At 45.2% G+C, this 18,412-nt stretch carries 16 protein-coding genes; 10 read left to right on the forward strand and 6 right to left on the reverse strand.

Annotated features, from left to right (window positions below):
• Positions 1–37 precede the first annotated feature (37 nt).
• Positions 38–970, forward strand: a complete 933-nt coding sequence (gene cysD, locus FHS57_RS14925; protein WP_183974932.1) for a sulfate adenylyltransferase subunit CysD — start codon at positions 38–40, stop codon at positions 968–970.
• Positions 971–1,071: 101 nt separating this feature from the next.
• Positions 1,072–2,319: a sulfate adenylyltransferase subunit 1 gene (locus FHS57_RS14930; RefSeq protein WP_183974934.1), complete on the forward strand. Its 1,248-nt coding sequence runs from the start codon at positions 1,072–1,074 to the stop codon at positions 2,317–2,319.
• Between the two features lie 65 nt (positions 2,320–2,384).
• Here FHS57_RS14930 and FHS57_RS14935 read toward each other — a convergent pair whose 3' ends face one another.
• The 5 genes from FHS57_RS14935 to FHS57_RS14955 all read right to left on the reverse strand — a co-directional run bounded on the left by FHS57_RS14935 (position 2,385) and on the right by FHS57_RS14955 (position 8,146).
• Positions 2,385–2,723, reverse strand: coding sequence for a LytR/AlgR family response regulator transcription factor (locus tag FHS57_RS14935; protein ID WP_122933163.1), 339 nt, complete (start codon positions 2,721–2,723; stop codon positions 2,385–2,387).
• A 3-nt stretch (positions 2,724–2,726) separates the two neighbouring features.
• Positions 2,727–3,659, reverse strand: a complete 933-nt coding sequence (locus tag FHS57_RS14940) for a hypothetical protein (RefSeq protein ID WP_183974936.1) — start codon at positions 3,657–3,659, stop codon at positions 2,727–2,729.
• Between the two features lie 12 nt (positions 3,660–3,671).
• A complete protein-coding gene (locus tag FHS57_RS14945; RefSeq protein ID WP_183974938.1) occupies positions 3,672–5,264 on the reverse strand; it encodes a phage tail-like protein in 1,593 nt (530 codons plus the stop codon).
• 133 nt (positions 5,265–5,397) lie between these two features.
• Positions 5,398–7,305, reverse strand: a complete 1,908-nt coding sequence (locus FHS57_RS14950; RefSeq protein WP_183974940.1) for a histidine kinase — start codon at positions 7,303–7,305, stop codon at positions 5,398–5,400.
• Between the two features lie 82 nt (positions 7,306–7,387).
• Positions 7,388–8,146, reverse strand: a complete 759-nt coding sequence (locus FHS57_RS14955) for a LytR/AlgR family response regulator transcription factor (RefSeq protein ID WP_183974942.1) — start codon at positions 8,144–8,146, stop codon at positions 7,388–7,390.
• Between the two features lie 152 nt (positions 8,147–8,298).
• Between FHS57_RS14955 and FHS57_RS14960 the strand changes: the two genes are divergently transcribed.
• From FHS57_RS14960 to FHS57_RS14975, 4 genes are all read left to right on the forward strand, one after another.
• Positions 8,299–9,675 carry a glycoside hydrolase family 88/105 protein gene (locus FHS57_RS14960; protein ID WP_221225637.1) on the forward strand — a complete coding sequence of 459 codons (1,377 nt, stop codon included), beginning with the start codon at positions 8,299–8,301 and terminating at the stop codon, positions 9,673–9,675.
• Positions 9,676–9,713: 38 nt separating this feature from the next.
• Complete coding sequence (locus FHS57_RS14965) at positions 9,714–10,835, forward strand: glycoside hydrolase family 88/105 protein (RefSeq protein ID WP_183974944.1); 1,122 nt, start codon at positions 9,714–9,716, stop codon at positions 10,833–10,835.
• A gap of 292 nt (positions 10,836–11,127) precedes the next feature.
• A complete protein-coding gene (locus tag FHS57_RS14970) occupies positions 11,128–11,682 on the forward strand; it encodes a peroxiredoxin (RefSeq protein ID WP_183974946.1) in 555 nt (184 codons plus the stop codon).
• 24 nt (positions 11,683–11,706) lie between these two features.
• Positions 11,707–12,291, forward strand: a complete 585-nt coding sequence (locus tag FHS57_RS14975; RefSeq protein WP_183974948.1) for a carboxymuconolactone decarboxylase family protein — start codon at positions 11,707–11,709, stop codon at positions 12,289–12,291.
• Between the two features lie 249 nt (positions 12,292–12,540).
• Here the strand turns inward: FHS57_RS14975 and FHS57_RS14980 are convergent, their stop codons facing one another.
• Positions 12,541–13,557: a GntR family transcriptional regulator gene (locus FHS57_RS14980; RefSeq protein WP_183974950.1), complete on the reverse strand. Its 1,017-nt coding sequence runs from the start codon at positions 13,555–13,557 to the stop codon at positions 12,541–12,543.
• A 377-nt stretch (positions 13,558–13,934) separates the two neighbouring features.
• On the opposite strand from FHS57_RS14980, the gene FHS57_RS14985 reads away from it, so the two are divergent.
• The 4 genes from FHS57_RS14985 to FHS57_RS15000 all read left to right on the forward strand — a co-directional run bounded on the left by FHS57_RS14985 (position 13,935) and on the right by FHS57_RS15000 (position 18,114).
• Entirely contained in the window at positions 13,935–14,528 is a 594-nt protein-coding gene (locus FHS57_RS14985; RefSeq protein WP_183974952.1) for a hypothetical protein, read from the forward strand.
• 27 nt (positions 14,529–14,555) lie between these two features.
• Entirely contained in the window at positions 14,556–16,601 is a 2,046-nt protein-coding gene (locus FHS57_RS14990) for a protein-disulfide reductase DsbD family protein (protein WP_183974954.1), read from the forward strand.
• A 174-nt stretch (positions 16,602–16,775) separates the two neighbouring features.
• Entirely contained in the window at positions 16,776–17,852 is a 1,077-nt protein-coding gene (locus FHS57_RS14995) for an LptF/LptG family permease (RefSeq protein WP_183974956.1), read from the forward strand.
• A 40-nt stretch (positions 17,853–17,892) separates the two neighbouring features.
• On the forward strand, positions 17,893–18,114 hold the full coding sequence (locus FHS57_RS15000; protein ID WP_183974958.1) for a hypothetical protein: 222 nt from the start codon (positions 17,893–17,895) through the stop codon (positions 18,112–18,114).
• The last annotated feature ends 298 nt before the right edge of the window (positions 18,115–18,412 follow it).

The raw sequence follows: 18,412 nt of genomic DNA on the forward strand, positions 1-18,412 counted from the left end.
TTTAAACGTAAATTATCCAATTCAGACACGATACATCATGTCAAATATTCAAAGTTTATCCTCCGAAGCCCAACGTCAGGATTACCTCGACCAACTCGAATCGGAAGCCATCTACATCATGCGCGAAGTAGCGGGTCAATTTGAGCGTCCAGCATTGTTGTTTTCGGGCGGTAAAGATTCTATTACACTGGTACGCCTTGCCCAAAAGGCATTTGCACCAGGCAGAATTCCTTTCCCCTTGGTTCATATCGATACAGGCCACAACTTCCCCGAAGCAACTCAATACCGCGATTGGATGGCCAATGAAGTGGGAGCGAAGTTGATTGTACGCCAAGTAGAAGATACCATCAAAGCCAAAGGCTTAAAAGAACCAACGGGTAAAAACGCCAGCCGCAACTGGCTTCAAACCTTTACGTTGCTCGATACCATCGAAGAATTTGAATTCGACGCTTGTATCGGTGGTGCTCGCCGCGACGAAGAGAAAGCCCGCGCCAAAGAGCGTATTTTCTCCTTCCGTGATGAGTTTGGTCAGTGGGATCCTAAACGCCAACGTCCTGAACTTTGGAATTTGTTCAACGGAAAAATTAGCAAAGGCGAAAACGTACGTTGTTTCCCTATCTCTAACTGGACCGAATTGGACGTGTGGGCGTACATTGAGCGCGAAAAAATTCCGTTACCAAGCATTTATTTCTCGCACCAACGCGAAATGATTTTGCGCGACGGAAACTTGCTTGCCAACGCCGATTTTATCTACAAAGATGATTCCGACGTGATTGTTACCAAAACCGTCCGTTTCCGTACCGTAGGTGACATGACTTGTACGGCTGCCGTTGAATCAGAAGCCAGTACCATTGAACAAGTAGTGGCCGAAATCAAGGCGACACGCATCAGCGAACGCGGCGAAACGCGTATCGACGACCAGCAAACCGAAGCGGCCATGGAAGACCGCAAAAAGGGAGGATATTTTTAGAATGTCGAATTTTTGAGTGCAGAATGACGAATGAAAAACCATATTCGACATTCTGCACTCTGAACTCGACACTTTATGCTCGACATTAAAAATTTGAACTAATGGACATTCTAAGATTTATAACCGCAGGTAGTGTTGATGACGGGAAAAGTACCCTCATCGGACGCTTGCTTTACGATACAAAAAGTATTTTGGCTGACCAACTGGAAGCCGTCGAAAAAGCCAGCAAAACACGCGGAGATGGCGAAATCGATCTTGCGCTGTTGACCGACGGCTTGCGCTCGGAACGCGAGCAAGGCATTACCATCGACGTGGCCTACAAGTACTTCCAAACGCCTAACCGTAAGTTTATCAGCATTGATGCCCCAGGGCATATTCAGTACACGCGCAACATGGTGACGGGTGCTTCCAATGCTGACTTGGCCATTATCTTGATTGATGCCCGCCAAGGAGTCGTTGAACAAACGCGCCGCCACTCGCTGATTGCGTCGATGTTGGGTATTCCGCACATCGTGGTGGCCGTCAATAAAATGGACTTGGTGGGGTATTCGGAAGATACGTTCTTGCAAATTGCGCAAGAATACCAAAAACTCGCCGACAAATTGGCCATCAAAGACCTCAAAATCATTCCTGTAAGTGCCTTGGCAGGGGATAACATTGTGGATAAGTCGGAGGCGATGCCTTGGTACACGGGCGAAACCATGCTTCATTTCTTGGAAAATGTAGATGTGCAGCACGATTTGAACCTCAACGACGCTCGTTTCTCGGTACAGTACGTAATTCGCCCTCAAACCGAGGAGCTACACGATTACCGTGGCTATGCAGGACGTGTACAGAGTGGCGTATTCCGCAAAGGCGATACCATTACCGTTTTCCCGTCTGAACAAACGTCGAAAATCGCTAAAATTGAAGTGTATGGGCAAGAAGCTGAGGAAGTTTCGGCGCCTCAATCAGCGACAATATTACTCGAAACCGACGTTGACATTAGCCGCGGAGACTTAATCAGTGGCACAGGTAACTCCCCCGTCCTTAGTCAAGACGTAGAAGCAACGATTTGTTGGATGGACGACCGCAAAGAGCTAAAAGTTGGCAATAAATACACCCTTCAACACGGTACGACTCGGGTTCGTTGTTCGGTAAAAGGCATCGAATACCGCGTGGATATTAGCAATTACGACCAATTGGAAGACATCGAAAGCCTCAAGCTTAACGATGTCGCTAAGATTGTTCTCCGCACAGCCAAGCCTATCGCTTACGACGCCTATCAAACCAACCGCGCCAACGGTGCGGCCATTTTGATTGACGAAACCTCTAACGTAACCGTAGGGGCTTGCATGGTAGAAGCGTAAGAAGTTCTATTTTATACAAAGCCATTCTTTCCACTACGGAGAGAATGGCTTTTTCATTTTTACGGCTATTTTCTGAGACGAATGGGTTTGGTACCCACCGTTTTTTTAAACTCACGCCACCGTCGCCGAGAAACCGTCAAAGTGATACTCTCAAAAAACGTTACTTCTCGTTCTCCTTGCTCGAATTGCAAGCTATTGGCGGCATTTTTGTGAATAGCGTATTTGCGGCTGATGCGTATAAACATCCCTTCGGGTAGTCGCTCCATTAAGAAACCAATGCTTTTAGAAAGCAACACAGCAGGCCGATTTCGGTAATAGACAAAGGTATAATTGCCTTCACCCTCAAAGTACAGGATGTCTTCCAACAACAATTGGGTGCGGTCGGTGAGTGGAAAAAGAGACATGGTTTAATATATTTTATAGCCCCTAAATTGAGTATCTCCGCCCGTACCGTTTACGTACAAAAGGATTGGCGTGTTACTTTCGTTGCTTTGTACAATGCTAAAAACTATTCTATCCCCTTGACTCAACTTTACCGACTCTACAAAATTCTGATGTGCCACAGCCAATCCCAGTCCGTTGATTTTGTAATCAAAGTGCATTTGGCGAATGAGCGTCCCGTTTTGATAGAGAGCAAAACGGAGTTTGCCTTGTTCGATGGCAGGGTTGTTTCCCACCCGACCTAATGACAGTTTGCATTCAAAACGATACAATCCCGAGGACGGTATGGTTATTTCTCCCGCCAAAGGATTCAACATAGACCCATCGTCCCAGTTTTCGGTAAAACCTGAAAGTACGTTTTCTGTATTATGAGCAAGGGTAATCGACGACGCATAGGTAGCTTCAAAGCCCACTTGAGGGTTTTGAACAACATCAACCCACATCGGCGAGGTATTTCCTAACGTCATCAACACTTGGCCTACCGCTCCCGACGACCCCGACACCACCAACGGCCCCGTGAGGCGAAGTCCCGAACCTGCATTGAGCCTGCTACTCATCGTAATGTCGCCAGTACTGCCGCTGATAAGCATCCGCGAAAGGGTATTGGTGCGAAATTCCAAGTCGGAGGTAGTATTAGACGTCCCTATGGTAAGCGTGGTCGGGGTGGTTTGTACGTACCCTTTCAAAAGGCCATTGTTGTAATAGGCCGCAAAAGGATTAGAAGCCCCGTCAATGCGCATAGCTTCGCCCGATTTGTTGATGTGCAGCGGAATGGCGGGGTTGGTACTTGGGCCAATTCCGATAGAATTTGGCAAAGTGGTTACTTGTCCAACGGCCGAAGTAAGTGCCACGCACCAACCCCAGAAAGCGAGCGTAAAAATGGAAGAATAGTTTTTCATGTGAGTGGTGGATTATTTACCCGTTTTAGTAGTGGCATCGGCAGTAGCCAAGTTTTCAACAAGCGCTTCTAAGCGGCTGAGGCGGCTTTTGAGTATTTCGTTTTCTTTGGCTAATTGCTGTATCGCGCTGATTCCCAGCATCGAGAGGGCTTCGTAGTCCACCGTGCGAAAATCGGACACCTCACGGCCATAGACAAACACCGTCGTGGATGGTACCGAACCCCCAACCCTAAATCCTGTTTCGTTGGTTTCCAGTACTTCCGTTATTTCTTCGCGGTTATCCACCATCAACTTCACCCGTTCGCCTGCTTTGAGCGTGTGACCTGCAAGTTTCACAAAACCATTTTCCAACGGTGCTGCTTGATAAATATCAGGAATAAACGAAGTCTGACGACGTACCGCCTGCGGATATACTTCCTCTACTTGCTGCGCAATCACTTTTTTAAACGCACGGTCGCCCCATACGTAGCGGTCTTTCATGCGGTAATCCGTGATGCGCAACCGACGCAAGGTCGCCAAATCCTGGGCATTGTCTGAGGTACCTTCTACTTCTTTGATGCGGGCATCCGACAGCACCACATTTTGGGCTGAACCAATGTAGGTTGCCGAAAAAATCCCCTGAGCGGCATAAATAGAAAGCTCTGCCGTCGAGGTGGGAAAGTTGGAGGGCGTAGCAATGGTAGGATACAACACCGTAACACGACCCGTAGTGACATTTTTATACGTATTGACGTGTAAAGTAGCCAACGTATTGGTAGCGGCCCCAAAATCTCCCAATCCCATGCTATTGTCATTTCTGACAACCAAAATTGTTTTTCTTTGAACATTATTAATCCCATTCCCTACCATCAATATGCCATTAGGGTCATCTACGTTTGCAAATCCCATAGCAGTAGAACTACTACTACTGGCTATCGTATTTATTCCCATAGCCGTTGAAGAATTTCCACTGGCTCTTGTGCTAACTCCCATAGCAGTTGAGCTACCACCACTGGCAGTAGTATTGAATCCCATGGACGTTGAAGCGTCGCCACTGGCAGCAGTGTTAGACCCCATAGACGTTGAAAAGAGCCCACTGGCAGTAGTATTGAATCCCGTGGACGTTGAATTGGCTCCGCTGGCAGTTGTATTAGAGCCCATAGCAATAGAATGCATACCTATATTATTTGCATCCCACTGTGCTCCATCTACTGTACCTACCCGAAAAGCCGACCGTGAAGGTATCCACATCAGGCGTGTTCCTGCCCCACTGACGGGAGCATTAGGTGGATTTGATGTGGTTACTGCTGTCGGATTTGCCGACCAGAACCCTCCTGAGTTGGTATTTCTTATTTCATTGCCTGCTGCCCCTGATTGCTCCCAGTAGCTGGTACTGGAGGCTGTTTTGGGTAGTTCTGTCCAAGTGTTATTGCTTCGCAACCAATAACTTTGGGTGTTGGTGTCAAAAACTAACATTCCGTTGGTGGCCGATAACACAGTGCGTTGGGCGGTGGTCATCTGTGGCAAAATCACCCCAGGGCGGAGTTCGGTACTTTGGGCGTAGGCCAACCCGTTACTTACCACAATAACCCATGCCATCACAAGAAGTGTAAACGATGTTTTCATAAAGGGAGAAGTAAAAGCTGTTTTGTTTTTCTAAAAAGACAGAAAAACAAAACTCATTTCAACCCCTAGTTCACCACTGACGTAGTTACGACCATAGCTCGCAGCTTTGGGTTTGTAACTCCCAGCTTACGCTTTAATCAAAAAAGGGAATACGTAAGGTTACGCGCGTACCCGTTGAAGGCGCAACGTCTTCTATTGTTAGGTCGATGTTCCAATGGTAGATTTCGCGCAACAATCGCAAACGGTTTTCAACCAACGAGAGACCCATTGAACGGTGCTTGACCGATGCCAAACGAAGTTTTGCTGCTTTGTCTCGACCAATGCCGTTGTCTTCGATGACTATTGCGATGCCATCTTCTAAACTACTGACTTTCACCCAAACACAGCCCTCTCGTTCCAGCCGCTTAAAACCGTGTTTGATGGCATTTTCTACAAAAGGTTGTAACAAAAAGGCAGGTACTTGAACAGCGTCGAGGTCGATGGCGTCGTCGATTTGTAGGTCGATTTGAAAAGGCTGACTAAAACGACGTTGCTCCAACAACAAGTATTGTCGAATGATTTCCAATTCTTGTCCCAATGGCAAAAACTGTTCACGGCTTTTGTCCAAAATCTCGCGCATCAACACCGAAAAATCGGTAAGGTAAGCAGCGGCTTCCTGCGTTTTATTTTTAATGATGTAACTTTTGATGGAATTGAGGCTATTGAACAAAAAATGCGGGTTGATTTGCGTGCGCAACGTCGTCAGTTCCGAGAGGGCATAATTTTGCAGCAACCGATTTCGTTCGCGCTGAACTTGCACCATTTTTTCCCCCGTTGCCAACGAGAAAAACAAAATATCAATCAGTACGCCGTAATTGAAATAGACGTTGGGGTAGTGCGTGAGCAGCATCGAACTCATGGGCGCCCATCCCAACGCGACCGATGCAAAGCCAATGGTGGTTCCGATCACCATGACCAACGCCCCCAACTTGATGAACCAAGACACGCGCTCTTTGGTGGCCCAAAGCAACACCAGGCTCGTCACATTAAGGACAGGTAATACAAATTGGCACAATTGATGAAAATTGGTCTCAAGGTCGAGGCGGCGATACACCACCGTAAGCACTAGCTCAATCGCCAGCAGACCTCCTACTACGTAAAACAAACGTTCAAAATAGCGCTTGGTCCAACTCGACGGCCAGTTTTTCATCCCCAAAATTTCAAACAAAAAGAAGGTGTGTGTAAACAGCGTCAGCAGGATGTAGAAGTTTTGTTGTAACGTAAAACGCAGAAAAGGTACATAGCTGATATAGTCCACCACGTACGACGAATAAGAAGCTCCGTAGGCCGCAAACCCCCACATCGACATGAGGTAAAAGGAGTAAAACAGCAAATACCTTTGGCGATTTAAGACCCATTGGAACAGAAAAAAAACGGTTAAAAACGCCAAAACTGCCATCAATTCATGATTGACTGCCATCGGAAAATAATCGTCGTACAGGCCCTTCACGCGTTCTTTGGCCTCGGCGTCGTAGCTGTACAAAAACGGCCTTATCTCAAACGGCTTTCCCGTCAAAGCACGAATTTTGGCGTATAGATAGCGCGACTGATAAGGAGCAAAATAAAGGGGAAAATACCGATGGTCGTATCGGTACAATCGTTCTGAGGGGAGTAAGCGCTGAGAGGTATATCGTTGATAGAGGGTTTGTGCAGTTGGACTGCGTTCGTAGAGCGTAGTTTCGTAAAAATTGCCCAACGTCAAAAGCAACTCTTGCGGTACCGACGTTGCATTTTGGAGAGTCAACCGCACCCAATAACTGTAATGGACTTCTTTTTGCAACAGCCGAGGAATCGTTGTGGTACTCAGCGGGGTAAACTTCCCCTGAGTCATGGCCTGTTCGTCGGCGACCTCCCCCGTTGAATCAATCCAAACCCAAACTGCCGAAGTAAGATCAAAGGGCAACGCAAGTGAGGAATCAAGGCGCACGGTGTTTTGCCCCGCTGCGTACAACGGTAGCCAAAAGGCCCAAACGGCCATCCACCAATTTCGCCAATGCCCCATAGGTTACAAACTGTAGGCCACGAAGTTTTAGAATAATGCAGTAAAATCCTACCAAAAACTACAATTGTTCACGAGCGGTCGGTTAGAAATCACCCCGAATGAGCGTCAACAACTTAGCTTTGTTGGCGCGCGACACCGACAGTGCCTTTCCGTTGGTCATGGTCACAACCCCACCGTCGCCTTTTTGGTATTTTTTGATGTAGTCGATGTTAATAATGTACGAATGGTGAATACGGGCGAATTTTCGAAGGGGTAACATTCGCTCAAAATCCTTCAAATTTCGAGAAACCAACACCGCATCTCCCGTTTTGAGCACAACGTTGGTATAACTTCCGTCGGCTTCCAACAAAACCACATCGCCCGTTTTGAGGATTTCGTAGCCTTCTTGAGTTGGAATGGCCATCGAGGTCGAGTCTTGCTGCATTAGGGTCAAATTACCCAAAAGCGCCTGAATATTAACATAATCGACTTTTTGATTCTCTTTTTTCTTTGTCAACAACCGCTCCACCGCCCGAGTTAGTTTTTCGGGAGCCACGGGTTTTACCAAATAATCGAGGGCATAAAAATCAAAGGCCGCCAGGGCAAACTCTTCGTAAGCCGTCACAAACACAATCTCAAAATCGACCGATGGAAGCGCCTCCAGAAAGTCGAAACCACTCATTTCGGGCATCGAAATATCCAAAAACACTACATCTACGGAATGTTCTTTCAAAAACCCGATAGCGTCCGCAGGGTTTTCAAACGTACCTACTACCGAAACCTCAGGACAATAGTGCTGTAAGTCATATACCAACACATCAGTGCTGTTTTGTTCATCGTCTATGAGTAGGGCAGTGAGCATACCAAGAGTTACAGTAGATTTGCAAAAATAAAGTTTTCACCAAGTACAGCTACACATTGGGCGTGCTATTTCTTGTATCTTTTTCTTTCACAGGTGGGTACGGGAATGTTGTAAACCCAAACCTTATCAATTTTGTACCAAACCTATTACTTATGAAACCTGCTATCTTCCGCTCGCTTGCCGCTTCTACGCTCGTTGCGGCTTGTTTTTCGATAACTGCATCGGCCCAACGAAACGTAACCAACGCCAACGACTCCAACACGCCTTTGCATTTGCTCCAACCCGACTACCCTGTCCCCTACGGAATCTCAAAAGCCAACGACATCAAGGGGACGTTAGACCGTATTCATGGATATTTGAATAACGTCACCCCTACTGCATTTGTCAACTCCAAAACGGGCGAAACCGTCAGTGATTTGTCAAAAATTGATGAAAATACCGCCCTCCAAAAAGGAGATTTTCGTTTGGTCAGCTACGAGTGGGGGGTCACTTACGGTGCCATGCTTTTGGCTAGTCAAATCACGGGTGATGGCCGCTACAAAGAGTACGTGGACAAACGCCTAGAGTTTATCGCCAATGCCGCTCCTTACTTCAAAAAAACGACCGAAGAACACGCCGATTGGGGCACCAAAGGGCCGTTGCGCGGTTTATTAACGCCACATGCCCTCGACGATTGCGGCGCCATGTGTGCGGCCATGATTAAAGCCACGCGCGGTGGAAATACGTCTAACCTACGCCCACTTATCGACAATCACATCAATTATATTTTAACCAAAGAACACCGCCTCAGCGACGGCACGCTCGCTCGGAATCGCCCTCAACCTAACACGCTTTGGCTCGACGATTTGTTTATGGGAGTTCCTGCCTTGGCTCAAATGGGAAAACTCACGGGCGATAAAAAATACTACGACGAAGCCGCCAAGCAGATTTTGCAGTTTGCGAAACGGATGTTCAACAAAGAAAAAGGCGTGTATATGCACGGTTGGGTCGAAGGCATGACCGAGCATCCACAATTCCACTGGGCCCGTGCCAACGGCTGGGGGCTGCTGACCAAAGTAGAAGTGCTCGACGTTCTTCCTGAAAACCATCCTGCTCGCTCAGAAATCATCGCTTTGTTAAAAGCGCACGTCAAAGGCTTGGCATCGTACCAATCAGGTTCTGGGTTTTGGCATCAATTGCTCGACCGTGAAGATTCTTACTTAGAAACTTCAGCGACCGCTATTTACACGTATGCCATCGCGCACGCCATCAACAAAGGCTGGATTGACGGCCTTGCGTATGCTCCCATGGCCTTACTAGGCTGGAACGCCGTTGCGACCAAAGTCAACGAAAAGGGTCAAGTAGAAGGTACTTGTGTAGGAACGGGCATGGGCTTTGATCCCGCATTTTATTATCACCGCCCCATCAGTCCATTTGCGGCACATGGCTATGGCCCCGTGATTTTGGCTGGAGCAGAGGTTATCAATCTACTGAAAAACAAACAGTTTGAGATTAACGACAGCTCAGTACAGTTGTTACAGAAGAAGTAGCAGTCTTTTTCCAATACAATGAAAATCAAACCATTAACGTGAAATATATAACTATCATTTGCTGTAGTTTATGGGTAACAACCGCTGTTTTTTCCCAAAAATTACCCAAAAAGAAAGACGTCTTAAAAGCCATGACCTCGGCCAATGCGTATTTTATGAACAAATGGTCGGATGTGGGAAAACCTATTGTGGGAAAAGACCGCACACGCCCCAGTAATATCTGGACCCGTGGCGTTTACTACGAAGGACTAATGGCGCTTTACCAAATTGACCCTCAAAAACAATACCTCGACTATGCTATTTCGTGGGGAGAAGCCCATAAATGGGGACTTCGCAATGGCATTACCACCCGCAACGGCGACGACCAGTGCTGCGGGCAAACGTACATTGACCTTTACCTCATGGATAAAAAAGAGGAACGTATCCGCGACATCAAAGCCTGCATGGACAACCTAGTCAACAGCGAAAAGAAAGATGACTGGTCGTGGGTGGATGCCCTGCAAATGGCGATGCCCGTTTTTGCCAAGTTGGGGGTAATTTATGACGACAATCGCTACTACGAAAAAATGTACGACATGTATTTGTTCACCAAAAACCAACACGGCGATAAAGGGCTTTACAATCCTGCCGAAGGGCTTTGGTGGCGCGATAAGGACTTTGACCCACCGTACAAAACCCCCGCAGGTAAAAACTGCTATTGGTCGCGGGGGAATGGCTGGGTAGTAGCAGCTTTGGTACGGGTACTCGACATTATGCCCAAAAACGCCCCTCACCGCGAAGAATACCAAAAGACGTACCTCGAAATGATGAAAGCCCTGCCTGCCCTCCAGCGCCCCGATGGCTACTGGAACGTAAGCCTAACCGACGAAACGGATTTTGGAGGAAAAGAACTTACTGGTACGGCGCTTTTTGTGTATGGAATGGCTTGGGGAATGCGTAATGGTCTTTTGGATAAGAAAACGTACCAGCCCATCGTTGCCAAGGCCATGAATGCCATGCTGAAAGAATGTGTACACCCCAACGGCTTTTTAGGCTGGGTGCAAGGCACGGGAAAAGAGCCCAAAGATGGCCAACCCCTCAGCTACGACAAACAACCCGACTATGAAGACTTTGGCCTCGGCTGCTTTCTCTTGGCAGGCACCGAAGTTGTGAAATTATAATACCTACCTTCCGCTTAAAACCGTTTTCCCAATTGCTGATTCTCGTCAGGAATTGGGATTTTTTATGCCTTATTTCTTCTAAAATAACGCCTTTACCCTCAATACATTAGGCCAAGTTATTGATAAAATCTATACATATATAGAAAATATCAATTTGATACGTATATACATTTGGCGGAGTTTTGCGCTGAGATTAAAATTATACTTTTCAAGTACAAAAGCTTTTAATTTCAAAAATTAAGAACAATAAATTGTATTATAACAATTTTTAATTTTAAAATACCTTACGACTATGTCCAGCAAAATGTTAGGTTTGGGAGCACAATTCCCTTCGTTCAAAAAAACATCTGTCGTGTCTTTAGAAAAAGGCAACGAGTTTTATGACATCACTTCAGAAGACCACAAAAACGCGGATAAATGGATGGTGATGTTCTGGTGGCCAAAAGATTTTACGTTTGTTTGCCCTACCGAAATCGCCGCTTTCAACCAACGCGTAGAAGACTTCGCTGACCGTGACACAATCCTTATCGGTGCTTCTACTGACTCTGAGTTTGTTCACTTGGCATGGCGCAAAAATCACGAAGATTTGACAGGACTTAAATTCCCCATGTTGGCCGATACGTCGAAATCATTGGCGGAAGAGCTTGGAATTTTGGAAGCCAACGAGAAAGTAGCTTACCGTGTTACGTACATCGTTGACCCACAAGGAATTGTTCGCTGGGTATGTGCAAACGACTTGTCGGTAGGACGTAATGTGGACGAGGTTTTGCGCGTGTTGGATGCCCTCCAAACCGACGAACTTTGCCCATGCAACTGGAAACAAGGCGAGGCTACCCTTACTGCATAATGATTGGTAAAACCTATCTCTACGATGTTTGGAACAATTAGTGAAACTAAAAAAAGCTTGCTGGCAGAGGTAAACCTACCAGCCGAGTACGATAGTCTTTTTCTCGACCGCCTAAACGATGCCGACCATCGTTACATCAAAGACCTGAAAATCAACGTCGCCAATGCGCTTAAAGCACCATCTTTGGGCGAAAAAGACGCGGTTTTGTTGGCTTTAGGTGTGGCTATCAACGAAAAAGCCACCGACTTGATTAACGCCCTTGAGGCGCTTGCACAACAGCGCGGTGCCACCGAAAAAGAGCTTAACGAAGTAGCAGCCTGCGTATCGTTGATGAATGCCAACAACGTGTTTTATCGTTTCCGTCATTTTATGAACAAGGAAAGCTATAACAACATGCAAGCAGGTATTCGGATGTCAATCATGATGAATCCTGTGTTGGGAAAAGAGTTTTTTGAACTACTGAGCCTCGTCATTTCGGCCGTCAATGGCTGTGAAATGTGCGTTACCTCGCACGAAACCTCTGTGAAAGCTCACGGAGCATCTGAGCAGCGCATTTTCGATGCTGTACGTCTTGCAGCTGTTTTCAAAAGCTTTATAACATTATTGTAGCGCAGCCATCAACCAGCTAAAAACCAACTACTTCATCAACAGACGTTGTTTTGGGTACGCTACCATTGGAGATAAAAAAACAGCCCGTAAAATTTTACGGGCTGTTTAAAAACCATCTGTTCCTCTCAGTAAAAATTCTTATTCTCTTATCAGGCGGGTTGTGAGCAACCCTCTCCACAATATTCGACATTCTAACTTCTGCACTCGACACTCTAAGAAATCATCGGGTTGTGAGCAAGCCTCTCCACGTTACAAAGATCCTCTCCGAATCATGTAAAATGGGTTCTTTACTTTTATTCGTTGTTTGTTCAACAAAAGCGAAGCCGCCGTACGTCCCATGGTCTCAAAATCGGTACTAACGACTGTGATTCCTAGCAATTCCTTGAGTGTTGTTTCATTAAACGAAATCAAGCCAATTTCTTTGCCGAGCGTATATCCTGCCTGTTTTACTTTTTTGGCCAATTCCGCCAAGTCGTTTTCTTCTACGACGATGTAGGCCGTTTTTGTCTCCAGTATTTCGTCGTTAATGGAATCCTTTATTTCAAACTTTTTATGGTAATTGATGCAGAAATTTCGCACGCCCTGCACAATTTCTACGGGATAATTTCCATCCGATGGAAAAACCAGAGCTATTTTTGAGTATTTCAAAAGTAAATCATTGGCACTTTCCAATGCTTCAAAAATATCCTTATCAAAACGCTGATAAATGCTCAGTGGGTTAGAAGTCAGTTCAGGAATGTCACGGTCTAACAACACCAACTCATTCTTTGGAATGCTTTTCAACGTATCCAGATAATCGGCTTTATCGAGGTCTTGGGTAAAATGCGGCATGACCACATAATAGTTGTAAGCCCCCAGATTTTGCTCGATAATTTCTTGAAAACGACTTGCACTGTAATGGTGTACCTGCAAATCCACAATCGCAGTATCGCCAAGTGCTTTTAAGAACGAGTAATAGATTATCTTTTTGTAAGAACTTAATTTATTGAAAATCAGCAATATTTTAATCTTCTTATCACTATCCGACTGCACATAATACCCTTTCCCTTGTACCGATACAATGTGCCCTTTCGCCCGCAGCTCGCGGTACGCTTTTTCTACCGTGTCGCGAGCCAGCAAATACTCAATGCTCAGTTCGCTAATCGAAGGCAACTGATCTCCTTTTTTCAAAACTCCTCTTTCAATATCCCGCATTACCGATTGAACAATTTGCTTGTACTTCGGCACTTTATCAAAGGGATTAATTGAAATTAGAGCACTGTTCATCTTATTTCCTATTTACAATTGTCTTTTTTTGAGAAATACCAACAGACGTATTTTTTGGGTAGTTGACTTGGTAATTGAAATGTAGGAAGTTATTATTAAATTTTTGACTGCTTTTTACGTATTTTTTTATGCAATCGTTATCGGGAACGTTACCAAAATAGTAGGTTTTGAAGAAATAGTTGTAATTTTAACTATCAAGCAGCTACCAAACACTTGTTTGTAGTGCAGGAGTAATGGTCAAAAAAAATTGTACTTTATACATATATCATCAACAAATACGGCTTTCGCAACGCTTTTTTCTGAACCAAACCAGCTGCTGAGGCGTTTTGGCTTTACATCAGAATAAAGATAATTTTGTATTCTAAATCCATCTGTTTGTGAATTATTTTTCGTCGTTTACGCTCGTAGCGTTCATTGGTCTATTATTTGTTGGCTGCAATATGGAAAGGCGTGTCAATGGCTCCAAAGAAGCCGTTGAGAAGGTAAAAAGTATGCAAATCAAACGCGTTACGACCCAACAAGTCGTGACTATTGTGGATGACTGGGGCCAGAGAATTGTAAAACAAGCACAAGCAAACCTCGAAAACGCCCTAGCGAAGTCGCCTTCAGATGCTGCGGCTTTTTGCCAATTGCAAAAGTTGCCACAAATAGATTCGTTGGAAAAGTTATATACCGCAGAAATCAACCTCTTAGGCACAAAAGACCTCAAAAACCCCACATTGTCGGCCAAAGAGCAAGAAATCCTCGATGCTTACGTATATAATGCCGAAAATAAACTCTCTCAAATCCCTAATATCCAAAAATTAGGCGACTCTGCACTGGTGTATAATGCACCCGTTTCGCTGCAAAGTAGCATTTGTCACAAATGTTTTGGGGAAGATGCCACACATTTGGCCGTTTGGCGCGTAAAGTTTAAACGAAGCGAAGTCATACGAAAAGTAAATGCCAAGTCGTTGCAAAAAATCAAGTAAAACTAACCGTTATCTATAACGTACTTTATGAAAAGTGTAATCAGTGCTCTTTTAGTACTCTTGACCCTCACCACCTTTGGGCAAGTGCAAAATCACGCAAAATGGAATGTCGATTCCCCCAAAAAAGAGGTGAAAGTAGGAGACATTGTCGAGATTAAGTTCATTGCGGCTATCGACCCCACTTGGCATTTGTACTCGACCGAATTTGAGGTAAAAGATGGCCCCAATCCAACCGAGTTTAAATTCAAGCCCAACGATACGTATCAATTGGTGGGTAAAATCAAGCCTGTTGGATTTCACAACTTTTACGAAGAGGTTTGGGGAGGAAATACGAGCGTGGCAGAAGGCACAGGTTCTTTTGTACAAAAAGTAAAGATTCTCAAGGCCAACCCGCAAATCGAAGTAGCAGTTGATTATCAAACCTGCCAAAACGATGGGCTCTGCACCATGGGAAGTGCTGATTTTAAGATTACCGATATTAAAGTAGCGGCCGACGCAGCTGCGACGATTCAGCCTACGGCGGGCCAGCCAACCGAGCAAATTACAGCAACCCCAACCAAAGACAGCAATACTGTTGCCGCAACACCAACTACCGCTGCTGAAGCAACGTCGGAGGCGGTTGCTGAATCTTCAGAAACCATCGCTACCCCAGAGCCCGCCGAAGAGGAGTCGTTGTGGAGCTTCTTATTGGCTTGTTTCTTAGGCGGTTTGGCGTCTATTTTTATGCCGTGTATTTATCCCATCATGCCCATGACGGTGAGTTATTTTACCAAACAAGAGCACGGCACTAGCAAGGCTTTGTTGTATGGCCTTTCCATCGTTTCTATTTTTACCTTGCTAGGTTTCTTAGTATCACGCATTGGAGGAGCACAAGCTGCCAACTTTATCAGTACCCACTGGGTACCCAACGCCATTTTCTTTGTGGTATTTATCTTATTTGGGTTGTCGTTTTTGGGGTTGTTCGAAATCGTTTTGCCAAGTTCATTTGTGAATAATGTCGATAAACAAGCCGATAAAGGCGGCCTTATCGGAATTTTCTTCATGGCCCTTACGCTTGTGGTGGTTTCGTTTTCGTGTACGGCACCCATTGCAGGTTCGCTCCTTATTTTGGCCTCCAAAGGCAACGAAGTGATGCGTCCCGTGCTTGGGATGATTGCTTTCTCAATGCCTTTCGCCGTGGTGTTTACGGGCTTAGCCATGTTCCCGAAATTCTTGAAAAGCCTTCCTAAATCAGGTGGATGGCTCAACGAATTTAAGGTTGTATTTGGACTGTTGGAGTTTGCATTGGCACTCAAGTTTTTGAGCAACATCGACTTAGCTTACCGCTGGAATGTGCTTGACCGCGAAATTTTCCTCGCGATTTGGATTGTGCTATTTACCATCATTGGTTTTTATATACTTGGTAAACTTCGCATGGACAAAGACTCTCCCGTGAAAGGAGTAACGATTCCGCGCTTGCTGATTTCATCTTCGACTTTCGCTTTTGTGGTTTATATGCTTCCAGGGATGTTTGGAGCGCCTCTTCGGGCATTGTCGGGCTGGTTGCCTCCAGAGCAAACCCAGGACTTTTTCTTGACCAACGCCGTTGGTGGAACAGGTACGGGAAGTACGGCCAAACTCGACCGCAGCAAACCTCACTTGCCACATGGCCTTGAAGGCTTTTTTGATTACGAACAAGCCTTAGCCCAAGCCAAAGCCGCAGGCAAACCTGTATTTGTTGATTTTACAGGTTTCAACTGCGCCAACTGCCGCAAAATGGAAGCCAACGTTTGGCCACAACCCGAAGTGCTAGATCGCCTCAAGAAAGAATTTGTGATTGCTTCGCTTTACGTGGATGACAAAACCGAACTTCCTAAAGAACAACAGTTTGTATCAACTTACGATAAACGCGAAAAAACAACTATCGGCGACAAGAACGCAGATTTGCAAATCACGAAGTTTAACAACAACGCTCAGCCTTTTTACTGCGTCATTAGCCCCGACGGCGAGCTACTCACCAAGCCTATTGGCTACGCAAGCACCGAAGAATTTGTGCAATTTCTCGATTCTGGACTTTCGAAGTTTAAGCGTTAAGCTTCAAAATAAGTATTTGTACCCTCAAAACAACTTCCCAAGTAGCACTTAGGAAGTTGTTTTTTGTTAAAAATCCTAAAAAAGCGAGACCTTTGCCTAAGTAAGCCTTAAATTGATGAGAATTTGGTGTTGATGCCTATTTATTCATCGCCCAACTTCGTAAGCTTCGATTGCATGAAACTATTAGATCGCTATATTCTTAAAAACTTTCTGATTACTTACGTTTTTACGGTTCTCATCACGTTGCTTATTATCTGCGTGATTGACTTCACCGAAAAAATCGACAACTTCCGTAAGTTCAACCCACCCGCGAGCGAGATTCTGTTTGACTATTACGCCAACCTGATTCCCTATTATGCCAACTACCTCAGTCCGTTGTTGGTATTTATTGCCACCGTTTTCTTTACGGCTCGGATGGCGGCTCGCACCGAAATCATTGCCATTTTTAGTAGTGGCGTGAGTTTTCTTCGGATGTTGGTTCCTTATTTTATTGGTTCGGCGATGTTGGCTTTGTTTACGTTTTACATGGTAGGGTGGGTAATTCCGCGGGCGAATAAAATCCGCTTAGGTTTTGAATACAAATACATTGAAGATCAATATTATTTTAACCAGCGCAACTTCCACATTAAAGTAGCTCCTAAACTGTATGCTTACCTTGAGAGTTACAACAACGCTTCGCTAACGGGGTATAAGTTTACGTTAGAACACATCGAAGGCAATCAACTGAAAGAAAAACTTACTTCTGACCGCATCGTTTGGGAGCCTAAAAAGAAAAAATGGACGGTTTACGACTATCGAATTCGGAAAATCGACGGCCTGACCGAAACCATTACCAAAGGGGTACAAATTGACACCACGCTCAACCTCAGCCCCAAAGACTTTGAAAATGATAAAAATCGCTTCGAGGAACTAACGCTGACCCAACTCAACGACTATATTGACCTTCTCCGACTACGCGGAGCCGACGGGGTCGAAACCTATTTGCTCGAAAAATACACCCGCTTTACGCACCCGTTTGCTTTCATCATTCTGACCATCATCGGCGTCGTCGTATCAGCCCGAAAAAGCCGCCGTGGTTCAGGCTTGCAAATTGCGTTTGGGTTTATATTGGCCTTCGTCTATCTGTTGTTTTTTATGTTGGCCAAAGGAATTGCCGAATCGGGTACAATTCCCGCTATCGTGGCGGTATGGCTGCCTAATATCATTTTTGCAGCGATTGGTTTTGTGTTGTACAAGACATTACCGAGGTAAAAAATATTTTCATACTTTTGGTCAGTAAACAGCTCAAGTCATGCGAATCATTATAGAAACGAAAGAGCGTCATCGGAATTTGTTTTTAGAAATGGCCAAGGCCGTCAAAGCAAAAGTAAAAATAGAAGATGATGACAGCGACCGACCACCTACCAAAGAGGAGTTTTTGGATAGCCTCGAACGGTCTTTCCACCAAGCAGAACTTCACGCTCAAGGGAAGATTAAGTTATCTACGTTAAAAGAATTTTTGGATGAACTTTGATATTGTTCTTACGGAGGATTTTAAGAAAGAATTTAAACGACTACACAAAAAATATTCTTCCCTCCCTGAAGATATTACGAAACTAGGAGAATCGCTAAAAGATAATCCCCTAACTGGCACTGCTATTGGTAAAGACTGCTACAAGATTCGTATTCCAATCAAATCCAAAAACAAAGGTAAAAGCGCAGGTGGAAGGGTCATCACTTTCCAGCCCGATAAAAGTTTGGACACAAAGCTAAGGGAATCTCTTAACTTGTAGTTCAAATGAGCAAACACCGCAAACGTTGGAGTGAAAGCG

The sequence above is a fragment of the Runella defluvii genome (genome assembly GCF_014195535.1).
Taxonomy (GTDB): domain Bacteria; phylum Bacteroidota; class Bacteroidia; order Cytophagales; family Spirosomataceae; genus Runella; species Runella defluvii.